This window comes from Alishewanella sp. WH16-1 (assembly GCF_001441695.1).
GTDB lineage: Bacteria > Pseudomonadota > Gammaproteobacteria > Enterobacterales > Alteromonadaceae > Alishewanella > Alishewanella agri.
In genome coordinates this window covers 1-16,725 of record NZ_LCWL01000075.1, presented here as the reverse complement: position 1 = coordinate 16,725, position 16,725 = coordinate 1, and the positions used below count along the sequence as shown (strand labels likewise).

Genomic DNA, 16,725 nt, shown 5'->3' with positions numbered 1-16,725 from the left:
TACCTGTTTTTAGATCAACCCGTATTCTACCCGGATCGACAGAAAAGGAAACCACACAGCGCCGATCTGCCGCGACTTAGCTCAGATCTAGCGCATCGACATCCAGTTGCCACTTTATTTTCCGACTCAGCGGCCATTTCGGGATTTCAATTAATAACGCGCTCAGTAACTGGTGCAGTTGCGGCCGATGTTTGGCGTATAAATGGAGCTGCCAGCGATATTTACCCGCTTTGCGCTCTAACGGTGATAACAAGGGGCCAAGCAATTGTACACTGGGGTATTGCTGACAAAACGTGGCCAGTTGCTGTAATAGTTGCTGACACGGCTCGCTCTGATGCGCCTCGGCCCGAAATAACGCCAGATGCTGGCAAGGCGGTAAAAAAGTTTGCTGGCGCTCTAGCAAGGCACTGCGGGCAAAGGCAGCATAACCGTTTAAAATAATATCCTGCAGTAATGCATGTTCCGGGTGCTGGGTTTGCAGTAGCACCTTACCTTTATCATGGCCACGACCAGCACGGCCGGCGACTTGGGTTAGCAGTTGGCCGAGTTGCTCGGGTGCACGAAAATCGGCACTGTACAAAGCGCCGTCTACATCGACGATGACCACTAGCGTAACAAAAGGAAAATGATGGCCTTTTGCCAACATCTGGGTACCCAGAATCAATCTGGGGCCAGCTTGTTCAATTTCGGATAACAAGCTGGCAAAAGCACCTTTGCGGCGGGTGCTGTCGCGATCCAGTCTGGTGACCGGAATATCCGGAAATAGGGTGGTCAGATGTTCTTCCAGTTGTTCGGTTCCCTGACCAACGGGTGCCAGCCGTGGGCTGCCACAGCCGCCACATTGGCGCGGCACGGCACGGGTCGCACCACAGTGGTGACACACCAGCTGTCGGCTATGCTTGTGATACGTAGTAAAGGCACTACAACGCTGACATTCAGTTAACCAGCCACATTCCTGACAGCTAAGAGCGGGCGCAAAACCGCGGCGATTTAAAAACAACATCACCTGTTTGCCGGCCTGCAACTGTTGTTGCATTTGCTGCAGGGTTTGCTGTGCCAGGCCGTACTGTAGTACCTGTTGTTTTAAATCAATCAGTTCTACCTTGGGTAACGCCTGGCCACTGGCACGCGCAGTGAGTTGCAGATGAATAAAACGGCCTTGCTGACAATTGTACAGTGACTCCAGGCTGGGTGTTGCGGAACCAAGCAGGATCGGGCATATCTCTAATGCGGCACGCTTGATGGCCAGATCACGGGCATGGTAACGAAAGCCATCCTGTTGTTTCAGTGATAGATCATGTTCCTCATCGATAATAATCAGCCCCAACTGACGAAACGGCAGAAACAGCGCCGAGCGGGTGCCGATGATCACTGCCGCTGCGCCACTGGCTGCCTGCAGCCAGCATTGTAATCGCTCACCATCACTGAGATTGGAATGCCACACCAGAATCGGCGCCTGAAAACGCTGGGCAAAGCGGGACAGTGTTTGCGGGGTTAAACCAATTTCTGGTAACAACACTAACACTTGTTTGCCGGCTTGCAGTAACGGGGCAATACACTGCAGGTAGACCTCGGTTTTACCCGAGCCGGTTACCCCCTCGAGTAAGAAAGATTTGAAACTGCCCTGTGCCTGATTGAGTGCCGTCACAGCCAGCGCCTGATCTGCGGTCAGTTGCAAAGCGGGTTCTGCCAACCCTTGAAACTGGTAAGGTTCTGGTGTGGTTTGGAAGCGGGTTATCAAGCCCTTATCGATTAATTGCTTTAGCGTGCTACTGCTAAATTGCGTTTTTAGCGTGGTTTCTGACAAGGCTTGCTCAGATAATGCCTGCCACAGTGCTGCTTGTTTTGGAGAGCGACTAAAATCACTGAGTTTAGCCGCAGCGCCTTCGGCCGTTAAGCGATAGCTGGTCGGCTGATAGGCGCTAAGCTCGCGACCTTCACGCAGCAATGCTGGCAAGGCCGCGGTTAAGACTTCGCCCAGCGGATGATGATAATAATCGGCAGCAAAACTGAGTAATTGTCGCAGCAGCTTAGGTAGCACGGCTGTTTGGTCGATGACGGCCAATACCGGTTTTAATTGCTCCGCCGCGACCTCTGGAGTAACGTCCAGTTGCCAGACAATACCTATCAGTTCACGTTTACCAAAAGGCACCCGGACACGACAGCCGATCTGTACCTGCATGTTAGCAGGTAACAGATAATCAAAATGCTGACGTAAAGGGACGGGCAGGGCAACGCGAATTGCGGTCACAACAGCTTCCATAGCAAGAGAAACAAGACTCAAGTTTAAGGAAGCGATAGCGGCTTGCCAAGTAAAACAAAAATGTCGGCTTTTTCGGTTTTACGGTTGCAACTTTAATGGCTATCTATTAAGCTACGCGCCCTAAATTAACTGTAATTACGTATGGTGTCTGGCGATAAAAATGCGACCAGATAGCGATGCGGCCTAACGAGGTAACCCATGAAACCAGGTATCCACCCGGAATACAAAGAAATTACTGCAACCTGTACTTGCGGTAATTCATTCAAAACCAGTTCAGCACTGTGCAAAGACATCCACTTGGACGTGTGCTCAGCTTGCCACCCATTCTACACTGGTAAGCAAAAAGTGTTAGACGTAGGTGGTCGTGTTGACCGCTTCAAGAAGCGTTTCTCGGTACTGGGCAGCCGTTAATCTGCTGTCTGTACTAAAAAAACCGGAGTTTCCTCCGGTTTTTTTATGCGCTTTAGTCTGGGTCTGACATTTGCTGTTATATCGGCGACTACTGATTACCTGTAAGCACTTCATTCAATGAGCTGGCACCGCGCTCCGGTCGGGTACTGGAACAGTTACTGCCGGTTTGCTCACAGCTTAGGCCCCGGATCCGGGTGCCCACTGAACGACTATCGTACTGCCCGGATTGTGACAAGCGACGCACCAAGCCTTCCAGCATATTACTCGCTTGCAGCTGCTGACCTGAAACCCGAATCACTTCGATATTGTCGACTTCACGCAGGTCCGCTACCAGCGATTGATGTTGTTGGTCCTCAGCTAACTGCTCAGTGATCTGTTGTAAATAAGCTCGGGCTGACGTTTGTCCGGATAACACTAGCCTTTTATATAGCTCTGCTGCGCCAGGTAAATCCGGCTCCATACCTACGCCATGTTGTTTCAGTTGCCCCAGTAATAGCATGGCGCTGGCTAAGCGTTGCGCTGAGGCCTGTTCTAACAAATCAATGGCAAGAGACAAACTCTCTGGTTGCTCTTGCTGCAGCAATTGCAGTGCCCGGGCATATTGTGCCGGACCATAGTTTAATTCTACCGCGAGCTGCAGTAAGCGATCTGCTTCAGCGACATCCTGCTCTGCAACAAAGCCATTACGTAACCAGTCAGACATCAGATAAACCGCCATCGCGTTACGTTGACGTACACCCATTCTCAGGTAGCGTAATGCTTGCTGGTGATTTTGTTCTAAACCATCTCCTGTGGCGTAAGCCATCGCGACGAAAGCGGCAGCATCGCCGCTACCGCCTCGGGCTAATCTGATCAGGCGCCGTAACTCTTTAGTACAATCGTTATCACTACAAATACGTTCAGCAGCCTGTAGCTCACTATTACTATTGGCCTCAGCGGTAACAGGATAGGTCAGCAGACTGCCGATAATAAGTGCTACAGAAATAATTTTCATATCGCCTCTGGTTAAAAAATAGTTAATTGTGCCGATTTTAGCCAATGACTGCTTTTGGTCAAGTGATCAGCTCGTTTATTCTGTAAAAAAGTGTTTCTTTGTTGTAAATGGTTAACTGAGTTATAACTAACTATAACTGGGTGCGATTAATGCGCCGTGCAAAGATTCCACATTTTTGGCCAAAACAGATGTCCAGCACTCTTGGCGTCTGTTTGGAACTTTGTTATAACAGATACGAATCCTACTAAAGTCGTAAAGACGGATTAGCACTGCTCTGGTACGTCCAGCATGATTTCAGTGTTTTTCCAGAACAGAGCTCATTAAAATGAGCCAACACCGGGCCAAACGTATAACTACAAAGCCTAAACCCGAGCCTTACTCTGTACCTGCTCAAATTATCAGGAAACTTTAATAATGTCCGATTTCAGAGAACAAGCCCTGCGTTATCACGCAGAACCTCGCCCTGGAAAAATCAGTATCGAAATCAGCAAGCCAGCAGAAACCGTTACCGACCTGGCTCTGGCCTATAGTCCGGGTGTAGCTGAACCCGTGCGTGAAATAGCAGCGGATGCGACAAACATTTACAAATATACCGCTAAGGGCAACTTAGTGGCGGTTATTTCTAATGGCACCGCCATCTTGGGCCTGGGTAATCTCGGTCATTTGGCATCAAAACCGGTAATGGAAGGCAAGGCGTTGTTGTTCAAGCGTTTTGCTAATCTGGACTCGATTGATATCGAAGTCAGCCATCGTACTACCGAAGAGTTTATTAATACCGTAGCCAATATTGCTGATACTTTTGGCGGCATTAATCTGGAGGATATCAAAGCGCCTGAGTGTTTTGAGATTGAACAGGAACTGATTAAACGCTGCAATATCCCGGTATTTCATGATGATCAGCATGGCACTGCCATCGTCACAGCGGCTGGTTTGCTGAATGCATTGGAGATCCAGGGCAAAGATATCAGTAAAGCCATTATCGTCTGTATGGGCGCTGGCGCGGCCGCTATTGCCTGTATGGAATTACTGATTAAATGTGGCGCCATGCGTGAGCATATTTATATGTTAGATACCAAAGGCGTTATTCATACCCGGCGTGAAGATTTAAATCAGTATAAGCAACTATTCGCTAACAATACCGATAAACGCACTCTGGAAGATGCCTTGGCCGGAGCGGATGTGTTTGTTGGTGTTTCCGGCCCAGACGTGCTGCCACCGGAAGCACTAAAACTGATGGCGGATAAGCCGGTAATTTTTGCTTGTTCGAATCCGGATCCGGAAATTAAACCGGAATTAGCACATGCTGAGCGTAGTGATTTAATTATGGCCACCGGCCGTTCCGACTATCCGAATCAAGTGAATAATGTGCTGTGTTTTCCGTTTATTTTCCGCGGTGCTTTAGATGTGCGGGCCAGTGTGATTAATGATGACATGAAACTGGCGGCGGTACAGGCGATTCGGGCGATTGCAAAAGAGCCAGTTCCCCAGGAAGTGCTGCAAGCCGCAAAGGTTTCGAGCCTGGAGTTTGGTAAAGCCTATATCATTCCAAAACCGATGGATCCCAGATTGTTATCACGGGTTGCCCGCGCGGTTGCGGAAGCAGCAGTGGCATCCGGCGTTGCCCGGATCCCGATGCCAGAGGCTTACTTCCAGCCTTGATCATAAAAAAACCGCCGAAAGGCGGTTTTTTTATTCTTCGTCGCTATCAGCTTCGATAATTACCGGGATTTCTTTACCCATGCTGGTCAGGATTTGTCTGACCTCAGCCGGGATCTGGTGTGGATTGTCTTTGCGCAAGTCTTCATCGGCAGGCAAAGGCTGACCGGTAAAGGCATGCAGGAAAGCTTCACACAGTAATTCACTGTTGGTTGCGTGCCGTAAATTGTTTACCTGGCGGCGGGTACGTTCGTCAGTTAACACTTTTAATACATTCAGCGGTATTGAAACGGTAATTTTTTTTACTTGTTCTGACTTTTTACCGTGTTCTGCGTAGGGGTGAATATATTCACCATTCCACTTAGCCATAGGGGATCCCTTGTCGTTAATTATAATTTTGCTATTTAGCGCAAACCCCGAATTCTACTGCTTTCTGTCGGGCAGTCAAATAGTGTGCAATAAATAAAGATTATAGACGGCTAAATGGTTTGACTTCCAGTTTTTAATGATTATACTTTTAGACGTCTAAACATCCAAAAGAAATTTATTTATGACCAAGCGCCATTCTGCCACCATCGCCGTTCGTGCCGGTATAGCTGAAGATCCTGCCTTTGCGGCTGTCACTCCACCGATTTATCTTAGCTCAACTTACCAGCTGCCGGCCTTTCGTCAAGCCGGCGCTTATGATTATTCGCGCTCGAATAATCCAACCCGGGATATTCTGGGCGAAGCCTTGGCCGAGTTGGAAGGTGGGGCTAAAGCGATCATCACTAATACCGGTATGTCAGCCTGTTTACTGGCGTTGCAGCTGCTGACGCCAGCAGATACGCTGGTTATTCCGCACGACTGTTATGGTGGCAGTTATCGGCTGTTTACTAATTTAGCCTATAAAAAGCAGGCGTTTAAGTTGATTATCGTTAACTTTCAGCAAGCAGACTGGGTTAGTCAGTTGCAAGGCGCTACCCCAAGGATGATTTGGCTGGAAACGCCCAGTAATCCGCTACTGCAAATTACTGACATCGCTAGTGTATGCCAGCGGGCACAGCAGTTTGGTGCGCTGGTTGTAGTGGATAACACCTTTCTATCGCCAGTGTTACAGCAGCCGCTGGCGCTTGGCGCGGATATCGTGGTGCACTCCACCACCAAATTTATCAACGGTCATAGTGATATTATTGGTGGCGCGGTGATTGCGAAACAGCAAAGCGTGGCCGATGAGCTGAAATGGTGGGGGAATTGTCTTGGTTTAACCGCCGGTGCCCTGGATTCCTATTTAACGCTGCGCGGGTTAAGAACTTTGCCCTTACGGCTTAAGGCGCAGCAAGCCAATACCGCAGCAGTGGTGGACTTTTTGGTTAAGCATCCGCTTGTGGCCCGGGTCTACTATCCGGGTTTAGCCGATCATCCCGGTCATCAGGTTGCAAAAGCCCAGCAAGCCGGTTTTGGCGCAATGTGTAGTTTTGAATTAAAAGCCCCGGCAGCCTTACTGGCCGATTTTTTTGCCGCGCTACGATACTTTACCTTGGCACAGTCGTTAGGTGGCACCGAAAGCTTGATTTGTCACCCGGCGAGTATGACGCATGCCTCGATGGATGCCGCAGCGCAAAAGACAGCCGGAATTACCGACACCTTGATTCGGTTATCCGTAGGTATCGAAGAGGTTTCTGATCTGCTGGCTGACTTAGCGCAGGCGCTGGCGGTTGTCGCAGCGGCCCTGGCTGCTCAGGGAGATGAATAATGACCGCAAAGGCGTATTCTCTGCTGGCAGAGAGCAAAGCTATACCTGAGCTGCAAGTAATCGTCGCCGGAACTGGCAATGTGGGATCTGAATTTTTAACCCGTTTTAGTAAACAGCAACAACGCTTTAGCGGGAAAATTGCATTACAACTGGCGGGGATTGTTAACTCGCGGCATGCGCTTTTGGCGTCGAATTTAGCGGCGGATAGTTGGCAGCGCGACTTTCAACAGTTTGGCAAAGGTTATGCTGCGGCTGACTTGGTCGCGTATCTGCAAGACCTCGCAGGACCTAAAGTTGTCATCGATATTACGCCCAGTCAGAGTTTTGCCCGGCAGTATCCGGCCTTGATTCAGGCTGGTTGCCATATCATCAGTGCTAATAAGCAAGGGGTAACCTTACCGGACGCAGAATATCAGGCACTACGTCAGCAGTTGCGTCAGCACAAGTTGTGCTGGTTAAGTAATACTACCGTCGGTGCCGGTTTGCCGGTACAACGGATTATCCAGGAATTACTACAAAGTGGTGATCAGATCCAACGGATCAGTGGTGTGTTCTCCGGTACCTTATCCTGGCTACTATGCCAATATGATGGCAGTAAGCCGTTTTCTGAGTTTGTACTTGAAGCGCAGCAGCTGGGTTACACCGAGCCGGATCCTCGTGATGATTTATCCGGCAAAGACGTACAACGCAAGTTACTAGTGTTGGCACGCGAGCTGGGACTGAAATTGGATTTAGCCGATATCCGTTTAAGCCCGTTACTACCCAGCGAATTAGCAATAGGAGAGTGGCAGGATTTCTGGCAACAGCGTGAGCGGTTAGACAGCCAATTGCTGGCGCTCTATCAACAAGCTAAAGCTAACCAGCAAGTACTGCGCTATTCGGCTAGTCTGTCACTGCAAGCAGGTGAAATTAAAGCTGAGGTCAGTTTACAGGCGGTGGCATTGGATGCACCTTTAGCTGCACTGGCGCCGTGCGATAATATCTTTGTGATTGAATCGAACTGGTATCGTGATAACCCGCTGGTGCTAAAAGGTCCGGGAGCCGGCAGCATTGTTACTGCCGGCGGCTTACATGCCGATTTGGCACAGCTGGTCGCAAAGCTGGCTGGGTAGGTTGAGCTTTTACTAAGCGGGATATTGGCAAAAGCCGGTTAACTCGGTTAATCTGCATCTAATATGCAGCCTGTTGGCTGCTGAGGTTAACGGATTATCTGCATGTCATTGTTGCCGTGGTTTCGCTTAATACTGTGCTGTTGTCTCTATACTCCGCTTGCGCTGTTGGCCCAAGATAGCCACCTGGCAGAAGCCGCTGCGCCGATCCCAGCTTTAGAAAACTACTTCAAAGAAAGCCTGAACACCCGTGATGGTCTGCCGCACAACACCATTAATGCCATTGCCCAAACTCCAGATGGCTACCTATGGTTTGGCACCTGGGAAGGCGTTGCCCGCTACAATGGTCGCGAATTTCAAGTTTACGATCGCAGCCCGCTTACTGGTCTGCCAGATGTTGGCGTCAGAACATTTCATCTGGACCGGCATCAGGCGCTATGGGTTGCAGGCTCTCGTGGTGGTTTAGTAAAAATCAAAGACGGTATCTGGCAAGCACACCCCCCGTTAGGGGTGCTGATTAACCGGGTGTTACTGGATAGTCAGGATCGGTTGTGGCTAGCCACCGAAGGCAAGGGGCTGTATCGGCAAAACCCTGATGGCAGCCGCATCGTCCTGCAGCAAACAGATGGTCTGCCCTCAGATCAGGTACATAGCTTACTTGAAGACCAGGCAGGACGGATTTGGATTGGTACGTCCGATGGCTTGGTATTTCTCGATCAGCAATTACAGCTGCAGCAACCCACCGCGGTGGAGTTGCACCGCACCCCGGTATTTGCATTAACTGAGCGGGAAAATGAGTTATTGGTTGGCACAGAGCGCGGTCTGTTCAGCATAGCAACGCCGACGAGTGCAGTAGAGACCTTACTTGCTAATGTCCCGGTTTCAGCCTTACTGCAGGAAAGTCGTGATCTGCTTTGGATTGGTACTGTCGATCGCGGATTATTGCGGCAATATCACGGCGTTACTGAGCAGTTGGATATACGGAGAGGATTACCAAATAATCGTATTTTGGCATTATTGCAAGATAACGAGAAAAGCTTATGGGTTGGTACTAACGGTGGCGTATTCCGATTACGAGATGCTCCTTTTACTACTTACACAACTGAACAAGGGCTAGCTGGAAATTTTGTTCGCGCCGTGCTATCGCACTCCGACGGTTGCATCTACGTAGGTAGTGGCCGAGGCTTAGATCAGTTCTGTAATGGCCAGTTTAAGCGATTGGACATGAGTGCCGCCAGTGTCGGTCAATCAGTATTGAGCTTGGCTGAAGGACCTGATGGCAGTTTATGGGCCGGTACCTATGCAGACGGTTTGATTCAATTAAAACAAGGACAGGTTGTGCAGCACTACCATGCTGGGAATTTGTTACCGGCAAATGAGGTTCGCGCCATTTTGCCACTGGCTGACGGCAAAATTTGGGTCGGCACCGCCCTTGGTGCAGCTTATATCGACAACGGAACCGTGCAATATTTCAGCCGGGAGCAGGGTCTGCCCAGCCCCTTTATTATGGCGTTATACCAAAGCGCCGATCAGCGGATCTTTATTGGCAGTGGCGCGGGCGTGGCAGTGCTGAAGCCTGATGGAAGCTTACAACGACTTAACTTACAACCATTCGACGATGCGGACTATGCCTTTGGTTTTGCCGAAGATGCCGAAGCAGGTTTGCTTTGGATGACCACCGACCGTGGTTTACTCGCGTATGATTTAGCGAGTGAGCAAATCCGGATGATTGGCCGGGCACAGGGGATGCCGTTTGATAAGCTATTTCAGTTGGTACTCGATCAACAAGGTCACTTTTGGATTAGCAGTAACCGAGGCGTGTTACGGCTAGAGCGGCAAGTGGCTTTAGATTTGATTGCTGGTCGTCGCGGTTGGGTAGATATTGAGCTTTATGGTGAAAGTGATGGGATGTCTAGTGCTCAAGCTAACGGAGGCTCGATGAAAGCGGCGACTTTACATCATGATGGTTCGGTTTGGGTGGCAACGTCTATGGGCGTAAGTAATGTGAAACCTAAACGATTGGAACGCTTTTCCCGAATTAACCCACCAGTGGTAGTTGAGAAGTTTGTGGCAGATGACCATGAACTGACGTTAGGGGACGAGTATGTGCTGGCCGCAGGCACCAACCGGATAGAAATTCACTATGCTGGGCTCGGTTACGTGATGTCGCAGCGCATCCAATATCGAACCTTGCTGGAGGGTTTCGATTTACAATGGGTAAATCGTGGCTCGTCCATTTTAGCTGAATATACCAACTTACCGCCGGGTGATTATCGCTTCCGGGTCGCCGCTGCCTATCCGGGCGGCGATTGGAGTAAAAATGAAGCTGTGCTGACCTTTACTGTGCTACCGCATTTATGGCAACGCGGCTGGTTTCAGTTACTGTTACTGGCAATATTGGCTGGCTCGTTAATTCTCGGTATTCGTTGGCGGTTAGGCAGTTTACAGCGCAGTGAATTGCGGCTGCGCAAGCTGGTCGCCGAACAAACCGCAGAATTGCAACTGTTAGCCCGGCAAGATGCGTTGACCGGTCTGGCTAACCGGCGGGCATTTGATGAGGCCCTGCAGCATGAATATCAGCGGGCACAGCGCTATCATACGACACTGTGTCTGGCTTTACTGGATGTCGATCATTTTAAACGGGTCAATGATCAGTTATCGCATGCCGTCGGTGATGAGGTATTGAAGCGGGTAGCGGCGGTACTAAAACAACAAAGCCGCAGTATCGATTTGTTAGCCCGCTGGGGTGGAGAGGAGTTTGCAATTCTGTTACCCGATACCTCACTTGAGGATGCGACCGAAGTTTGTGAACGACTAAGACACAAAGTAGAGCGGCTCGACCTGAACGATATTGCTCCGGATCTACGCATCACGATCAGTATTGGCCTAACGACTAACTATAAACTCGATTTATCACAATTGCTGTTGCATGCCGACCAGGCGTTGTATCAGGCCAAGCGAGATGGTCGTAACCTGCTGGTCATTGCGGGTCAGCCAAATAAAAATGGATAATAATTCAAAAAAACAGCATAATAATTCTTGATTGTGCATGTCCTTCCCACTACACTAGGCGCCAGTTTGTGCTATAACTGGTAGCCTGTGTTTTTTGTTAGTAAGAGTATTTCATGTCTGATATTTCAAAATCCTCAAAAATTCGTAGCGCGGTATTAGGCGCTGCCGGTTACAGCGGCGCAGAGCTTTGCGCCTTGTTAAGCGCAAACCCTTATTTTGAACTCAGTTATGCTTTTGCCTCTGGTGGTCGTGATCCTGAGCCGCTGGCTAGCTTATATCCGCGTTTTGCCCGGCAAGTCGATATTCTGGTGGAGCCCTGGCAGGACAGCCTGATCCCTGAGCTGGATATCGAGGTGGCATTTCTGGCGCTGCCGCATGAGGCCAGTGAAGAGGTGGCGCCTAAACTGTTGGCCAAAGGGATTAAGGTGTTTGACCTGTCCGGCGCCTTTCGCTTAAAGCAGCCAGAGCTGTATCCGCAGTACTATGGCTATGCCCATCAACATCCGGAATTACTCGAGCAAGCCGTCTATTCGTTAATGGAATGGCAAACTGAGCCGCTGGGCGATCTGGTCTCGGTACCCGGCTGTTATCCTACCGCCTGTTCACTGGCATTATTACCGGTGTTAAAGGCCGGTCTGGTTGCGGCGGATTGTATCCCGGTGATCAGTGCGACCAGCGGTGTATCGGGCGCAGGCCGTAAAGCCAGCCTGACCACCTCTTTCTGCGAAGTGGGTCTGAATGCCTATGGTTTCTTCAAGCATCGGCACCGGCCGGAGATTGAGCAGAACCTTGGCCGTAAAGTGGTATTCACGCCTCACCTGGGTAATTTTAAACGTGGCATTCTGGCCACCTGTGTGGTGAACCTGAAGCCTGGTGTCAGCGCGGAGCAGGTCAAGTCGGCTTTTAGCCAGGCCTATACCGGTAAGCCGCTGATCCGTTTTACTGATAAATCCCCTAATGTCGCTGACGTTGCCGGCACCCCGTTCTGTGACCTTTACTGGCAACAGGATGGCGAGCAATTGGTGATTATGTCGGCGATCGACAACCTGTTAAAAGGCGCGGCAGCGCAGGCTATGCAAGCTGCGAACGTACGTTTTGGCAAACCGGAAACGGCTGGTTTATTTGCAGGAGTCGTCGCATGAAACCAGTGGTATTAAAAATGGGCGGCCGCCTGTTGCAAGACAGAGCGGCGCTGGATGCCTTGTTAGCAGTGTGTGCCAACATTAAACAGCAGCGACCAGTGGTACTGGTGCATGGCGGCGGTGACCAGGTTGACCAGTGGCTGGCAAAATTTGGCTTTAATACCGAAAAAATTGATGGTCAGCGGGTGTCACCGGCTGAGCAAATGCCAGTGATAACCGGTGCGCTGGACGGCGCGGTCAATGCCGAAATGGTCAGCCGGGCGATATTAGCGGGTTTAAACCCCGTTGGTCTGAATCTGTCAGCAGGTAATAGCTGTCAGTTTAGCGTGAACACTAAACTGGGCGCGGTAGGTATCGCAAAGCCGGCTGAGCCGACCTTACTTAACCTGTTATTAGAACAAGGTTTTACCCCGGTATTTAGCTCTATTGGTATAGGTGCAGAGGGGCAGTTGTTAAATGTGAATGCGGATCTGGCTGCAGCGGCGATTTGTCAGCTGGTCAAGGGCCAACTGGTATTACTGACTGATGTGCCGGGCATTTTAGATGCCCAGATGCAGCTGATCCCAACCTTAAGCACTGCACAAGCGGCAGAGCTGGTGACGCAGGGAGTGATCAAGGGCGGCATGAAAGTCAAACTGGATGCCGCGCTGGAAACGGCTGCCGCACTGCAAAGTAATATCGTCGTTGCCGGCTGGCAGAATCCGGAAGATTTGCAAAACCTGATGCAGGATAAGCCTGTTGGCACCTGCATTATGTATTAACCTCAGGGCGCAGCTTAGCGCCAAAATATAAGGAAACCGCTTAGCGGATACGTGTGTTTTATGAGTAAATTAACCCAGCTGCTGTGTTTAGCTGAACTGGATCAGACACAACTTAAGGCGCTGCTCGAGTTAGCGCTGAATATCAAACAAAACCCGCAGGATTACCAGCAGGCATTAAAGGGCCGCAGCATTGCGCTGTTGTTTGAAAAGCCCTCGCTGCGCACCCGCGTCAGTTTCGATGTTGGTATTTACAAACTCGGTGGCCACAGTGTCTATCTGGATTTGCAAAACGGCGCTATGGGCGTGCGTGAGTCGGTAGAGGATTTTGGCAGCAATTTGGCGTGCTGGACCGATGCGATAGTGGCACGGGTTTACTCGCAAAAAACGCTGGTACAGCTGGCGCTAAGCAGTAAAAAACCGGTGATTAACGCACTAAGTGACCTTTACCATCCATGCCAGGCACTGGCCGATTTACTGACTTTAAAAGAGCAATATGGTGACCTGAATAAAGTGCATCTGGCCTTTGTTGGCGATGGCAATAATGTCTGTCATTCGTTGATGTTGGGCGCCGCCATTATGGGCATGGATCTGACAGTCGTGACGCCACAGGGCTTTGGTCCTGATGCTCATGTGCTATTAAAAGCACAGGAGTTGGCGCAGCACAGTGGCGCCAAGCTGACACTCAGTCAGCATTTGTCGTCAGCCGCAGGTGCGGATGCGATCTATACCGATACCTGGGTGTCGATGGGGAATAAAGCCGATCCGGCGCAGGTACAACGTATTTTTGCACCTTATCAAATTAATACCGCTGCCATGCAACGGTTGGCAGTAAAACATTTTATGCACTGTTTGCCGGCACATCGTGGTCAGGAAGTGACCAGTGAAGTGCTGGACAGTGAATTTTCTCTGGCATTGCAGCAGGCGGAAAACCGGATGCATGCGCAAAATGCTGTGTTAGTCAGTTTATTTAGTTGAGGTTGGTAATGAGCGTAAAGAACGTAAAAAAAGTGGTACTGGCTTATTCTGGCGGTTTAGATACCTCGGCCATTGTACCTTGGTTAAAAGATAACTATGACTGTGAAGTCATCGCTTTCGTCGCTAATGTTGGCCAAGGCGACGAAGAGCTGGCTGGCGTAGAGCAGAAGGCCATTAACTCTGGCGCCAGCAGCTGCTATGTTGTTGACTTGCGCGAAGAGCTGGTAAACGAAGTGATTTTCCCAACTTTAAAAACCGGCGCCGTCTATGAAGGCCAGTATTTGCTTGGCACCTCAATGGCGCGGCCAGTGATTGCCCGTGCTCAGGTCAAACTGGCACTGGAGCTGGGCGCCGATGCGCTCTGTCATGGTTGTACCGGTAAAGGTAATGATCAGGTGCGGTTTGAAGGTGCTTTTGCTGCTCTGGCACCGCAGTTAAAAGTTATCGCGCCCTGGCGGGAGTGGGAGTTTAACTCCCGGCAATCGCTGTTAAATTATCTGGCCGAGAAGAAGATCCCAACCACGGCTTCTGCCACCAAAATCTACAGCCGCGATGCTAACCTGTGGCATATTTCGCATGAAGGCGGCGAAATTGAAAATCCATGGAATGAACCATCTGACCAGATCTGGATGTGGACCAAATCTCCGGAGCAAGCGCCGGACAAAGCCGAATATGTTGAGCTGAGCTTCGAAGCCGGTGAGCTGAAAAAGGTCAATGGTCAGGCCATGAATGGTGTGGCAGCCATTGAACTGCTAAATGCCGTTGGCTCTGAGCATGGTGTTGGCCGGATTGATATCGTCGAAAACCGGTTAGTTGGCATGAAGTCCCGTGGCTGTTATGAAACGCCGGGCGGTACCATTATTCTGGCGGCACTAAAAGGCCTGGAAGCGCTGGTTTATGACCGCACCTCACTGAAATATCGGGAAGAAGTAGGTTTAGAGTTTGCCCAGCTGGTCTATGATGGCCGTTGGTTTACACCGTTGAAAGACGCCTTGCTGGCAGCCGCCACCTCATTAGCCGCGCAGCTGACCGGTGATGTAGTGGTCAAGCTGTATAAAGGTAATGTCACTGTGGCCAAGCGTCGCTCGCCGAATAGTTTGTACTCTGAAGCCTTTGCCACCTTTGAAGGTGATGAAGTCTATAACCAGAAAGACGCTGAAGGCTTTATCCGGTTGTACAGTCTGGCCAGCCGGATCCGGGCGCTGCACGCGAAGAAGGATTAAGTTATGGCGATGTGGGGTGGTCGCTTTACCGAAGCGACACTGGCTGAGTTCCGCGATTTTAACGATTCGCTGAGTTTTGATTATCAACTGGCGCTGCAGGATATCGCAGCGTCGCGCGCCTGGGCCGCCGGTTTGTTGCAAGCCGGTATTATCAATCAGCAGGAAGCACAGCAGCTGGATGCCGGTTTGGCTGACTTAGCGGTGGCGATTGAGGCGGATCCGACATTACCGTTGCAAACCCAGGAAGAGGATATTCACAGCTGGGTGGAAGCCCAGCTTACCGCTAAACTGGGCGCGGTGGCGAAGAAGTTACATACCGGACGCAGCCGTAATGATTTGGTCGCCACCGATCTACGGTTATGGACCCGGCTAAATGCTGGCTATGTGCGACAGGCGCTACTATCGGTACTAAGAGCCTTGCTGGTATTTGCCGAGCGAGCCGGTACTGACGTGATGCCGGGTTTTACCCATCTACAGCGCGCCCAGCCGGTTTTAGTCGCGCATTGGGCACTGGCTTATGTCGAGATGTTTAAACGTGACCTGAGTCGCTTAGATGACGCTGTTGCACGCTTAGATGTGTGCCCGCTGGGCTGTGGTGCACTGGCCGGTACTGGTGTGGCGATGGATCGGCATACACTGGCACAGCGTCTGGGATTTGCCCAGGCAGCAGCCAATAGTCTGGATGCGGTATCAGATCGTGACTATGTGGTGGAGCTTTCTGCTGCCGCCAGCTTGTGTATGACGCACTTATCACGGTTGTCGGAAGATGTGATCTTCTTCTGTTCGGGTGAGGCGGCGTTCTTTAAATTGGGTGACGCCATCAGTAGCGGTTCTTCGCTGATGCCGCAAAAGAAAAACCCGGATGTGTTTGAGCTACTGCGCGGTAAAACCGGCCGTGTACTCGGACATTTGGTCGCGATTTTGCATGTGCTGAAAGGCTTACCTTTGGCCTATAACAAAGATATGCAGGAAGATAAACAGGGCTTTTTTGACCTGATGGCAACCTGGCAGCAATCTCTGCTGGTGTTAGCAACGGTATTACCCCATTTAGCGGTGAATACAGAGCAATGCCGGCGGGCCGCCGAGCTGGGTTATAGCAATGCGACGGATCTGGCTGATTATCTGGTAGCCAAGGGCGTGCCGTTCCGTGACGCGCATGAGCTGTCGGGAGCGCTGGTGTTAAAAGCTTCAGCGGCCAAGGTCGCGCTCGAAGCATTACCACTGACTGAGATGCAGCAGGTCAGCCCGCTGATTACCGATGATGTCTTCGCTGCGCTGACCATTGAAGCCGGTTTGGCCAAACGTGCCGCTCTGGGGGGCACGGCACCACAGCAGGTGCTCTGGCAGTTAAAGCAGGCACAACAATGGTTTGATGCGCTGAGCGACTAAATAAAGCGCAACTAAATAAAAAAACCGGCAAAGCCGTAATGCCGGTCAGTTAAGC

At 50.7% G+C, this 16,725-nt stretch carries 13 protein-coding genes; 10 read left to right on the top strand and 3 right to left on the bottom strand.

Annotation, left to right across the window (positions count from 1 at the left end; genetic code table 11):
* Nucleotides 1-76 precede the first annotated feature (76 nt).
* Nucleotides 77-2,263, bottom strand: a complete 2,187-nt coding sequence (gene priA, locus AAY72_RS06555) for a primosomal protein N' (protein ID WP_057786213.1) — start codon at nt 2,261-2,263, stop codon at nt 77-79.
* Between the two features lie 198 nt (nt 2,264-2,461).
* Here priA and rpmE point away from each other — a divergent pair, with 198 nt between their 5' ends.
* On the top strand, nt 2,462-2,674 hold the full coding sequence (gene rpmE / locus AAY72_RS16510; RefSeq protein ID WP_008985586.1) for a 50S ribosomal protein L31: 213 nt from the start codon (nt 2,462-2,464) through the stop codon (nt 2,672-2,674).
* 88 nt (nt 2,675-2,762) lie between these two features.
* On the opposite strand, the gene AAY72_RS06550 is transcribed toward rpmE, so the two are convergent.
* A complete protein-coding gene (locus AAY72_RS06550; protein WP_057786260.1) occupies nt 2,763-3,668 on the bottom strand; it encodes a tetratricopeptide repeat protein in 906 nt (301 codons plus the stop codon).
* A gap of 414 nt (nt 3,669-4,082) precedes the next feature.
* On the opposite strand from AAY72_RS06550, the gene AAY72_RS06545 reads away from it, so the two are divergent.
* Entirely contained in the window at nt 4,083-5,327 is a 1,245-nt protein-coding gene (locus AAY72_RS06545; RefSeq protein WP_057786211.1) for a malic enzyme-like NAD(P)-binding protein, read from the top strand.
* A gap of 30 nt (nt 5,328-5,357) precedes the next feature.
* On the opposite strand, the gene metJ is transcribed toward AAY72_RS06545, so the two are convergent.
* A complete protein-coding gene (metJ, locus tag AAY72_RS06540; protein ID WP_008985589.1) occupies nt 5,358-5,693 on the bottom strand; it encodes a met regulon transcriptional regulator MetJ in 336 nt (111 codons plus the stop codon).
* Between the two features lie 181 nt (nt 5,694-5,874).
* Between metJ and metB the strand changes: the two genes are divergently transcribed.
* The 8 genes from metB (at nt 5,875) to argH (ending at nt 16,670) form a co-directional block, all read left to right on the top strand.
* Entirely contained in the window at nt 5,875-7,059 is a 1,185-nt protein-coding gene (metB, locus tag AAY72_RS06535; protein WP_008985590.1) for a cystathionine gamma-synthase, read from the top strand.
* Nucleotides 7,059-8,171, top strand: coding sequence for an aspartate kinase (locus tag AAY72_RS06530; protein ID WP_057786209.1), 1,113 nt, complete (start codon nt 7,059-7,061; stop codon nt 8,169-8,171). Before metB ends, AAY72_RS06530 begins: the two co-directional genes overlap by 1 nt.
* Before the next feature lie 102 nt (nt 8,172-8,273).
* Entirely contained in the window at nt 8,274-11,180 is a 2,907-nt protein-coding gene (locus AAY72_RS06525) for a diguanylate cyclase (RefSeq protein WP_156411295.1), read from the top strand.
* A 113-nt stretch (nt 11,181-11,293) separates the two neighbouring features.
* Entirely contained in the window at nt 11,294-12,322 is a 1,029-nt protein-coding gene (gene argC / locus AAY72_RS06520; protein ID WP_057786207.1) for an N-acetyl-gamma-glutamyl-phosphate reductase, read from the top strand.
* The gene (argB, locus tag AAY72_RS06515; RefSeq protein ID WP_057786205.1) at nt 12,319-13,083 is read left to right on the top strand and encodes an acetylglutamate kinase; all 765 of its coding nucleotides are present in this window, start codon (nt 12,319-12,321) and stop codon (nt 13,081-13,083) included. The genes argC and argB overlap by 4 nt, the downstream gene beginning before the upstream one ends.
* A 60-nt stretch (nt 13,084-13,143) precedes the next feature.
* Nucleotides 13,144-14,058 (top strand): ornithine carbamoyltransferase, encoded by a 915-nt coding sequence (locus AAY72_RS06510; RefSeq protein WP_008985595.1) that lies wholly within the window; start codon nt 13,144-13,146, stop codon nt 14,056-14,058.
* 8 nt (nt 14,059-14,066) lie between these two features.
* Nucleotides 14,067-15,281, top strand: a complete 1,215-nt coding sequence (locus tag AAY72_RS06505; protein ID WP_008609020.1) for an argininosuccinate synthase — start codon at nt 14,067-14,069, stop codon at nt 15,279-15,281.
* Between the two features lie 3 nt (nt 15,282-15,284).
* Nucleotides 15,285-16,670, top strand: coding sequence for an argininosuccinate lyase (gene argH, locus AAY72_RS06500; RefSeq protein ID WP_057786203.1), 1,386 nt, complete (start codon nt 15,285-15,287; stop codon nt 16,668-16,670).
* Nucleotides 16,671-16,725: the final 55 nt, after the last annotated feature.

What these genes read in the sequence shown, in the direction of transcription:
- priA (WP_057786213.1), bottom strand. Translation starts at nt 2,263, where the DNA reads ATGGAAGCTGTTGTGACCGCAATTCGCGTTGCCCTGCCCGTCCCTTTA.
- rpmE (WP_008985586.1), top strand. Translation starts at nt 2,462, where the DNA reads ATGAAACCAGGTATCCACCCGGAATACAAAGAAATTACTGCAACCTGT.
- AAY72_RS06550 (WP_057786260.1), bottom strand. Translation starts at nt 3,668, where the DNA reads ATGAAAATTATTTCTGTAGCACTTATTATCGGCAGTCTGCTGACCTAT.
- AAY72_RS06545 (WP_057786211.1), top strand. Translation starts at nt 4,083, where the DNA reads ATGTCCGATTTCAGAGAACAAGCCCTGCGTTATCACGCAGAACCTCGC.
- metJ (WP_008985589.1), bottom strand. Translation starts at nt 5,693, where the DNA reads ATGGCTAAGTGGAATGGTGAATATATTCACCCCTACGCAGAACACGGT.
- metB (WP_008985590.1), top strand. Translation starts at nt 5,875, where the DNA reads ATGACCAAGCGCCATTCTGCCACCATCGCCGTTCGTGCCGGTATAGCT.
- AAY72_RS06530 (WP_057786209.1), top strand. Translation starts at nt 7,059, where the DNA reads ATGACCGCAAAGGCGTATTCTCTGCTGGCAGAGAGCAAAGCTATACCT.
- AAY72_RS06525 (WP_156411295.1), top strand. Translation starts at nt 8,274, where the DNA reads ATGTCATTGTTGCCGTGGTTTCGCTTAATACTGTGCTGTTGTCTCTAT.
- argC (WP_057786207.1), top strand. Translation starts at nt 11,294, where the DNA reads ATGTCTGATATTTCAAAATCCTCAAAAATTCGTAGCGCGGTATTAGGC.
- argB (WP_057786205.1), top strand. Translation starts at nt 12,319, where the DNA reads ATGAAACCAGTGGTATTAAAAATGGGCGGCCGCCTGTTGCAAGACAGA.
- AAY72_RS06510 (WP_008985595.1), top strand. Translation starts at nt 13,144, where the DNA reads ATGAGTAAATTAACCCAGCTGCTGTGTTTAGCTGAACTGGATCAGACA.
- AAY72_RS06505 (WP_008609020.1), top strand. Translation starts at nt 14,067, where the DNA reads ATGAGCGTAAAGAACGTAAAAAAAGTGGTACTGGCTTATTCTGGCGGT.
- argH (WP_057786203.1), top strand. Translation starts at nt 15,285, where the DNA reads ATGGCGATGTGGGGTGGTCGCTTTACCGAAGCGACACTGGCTGAGTTC.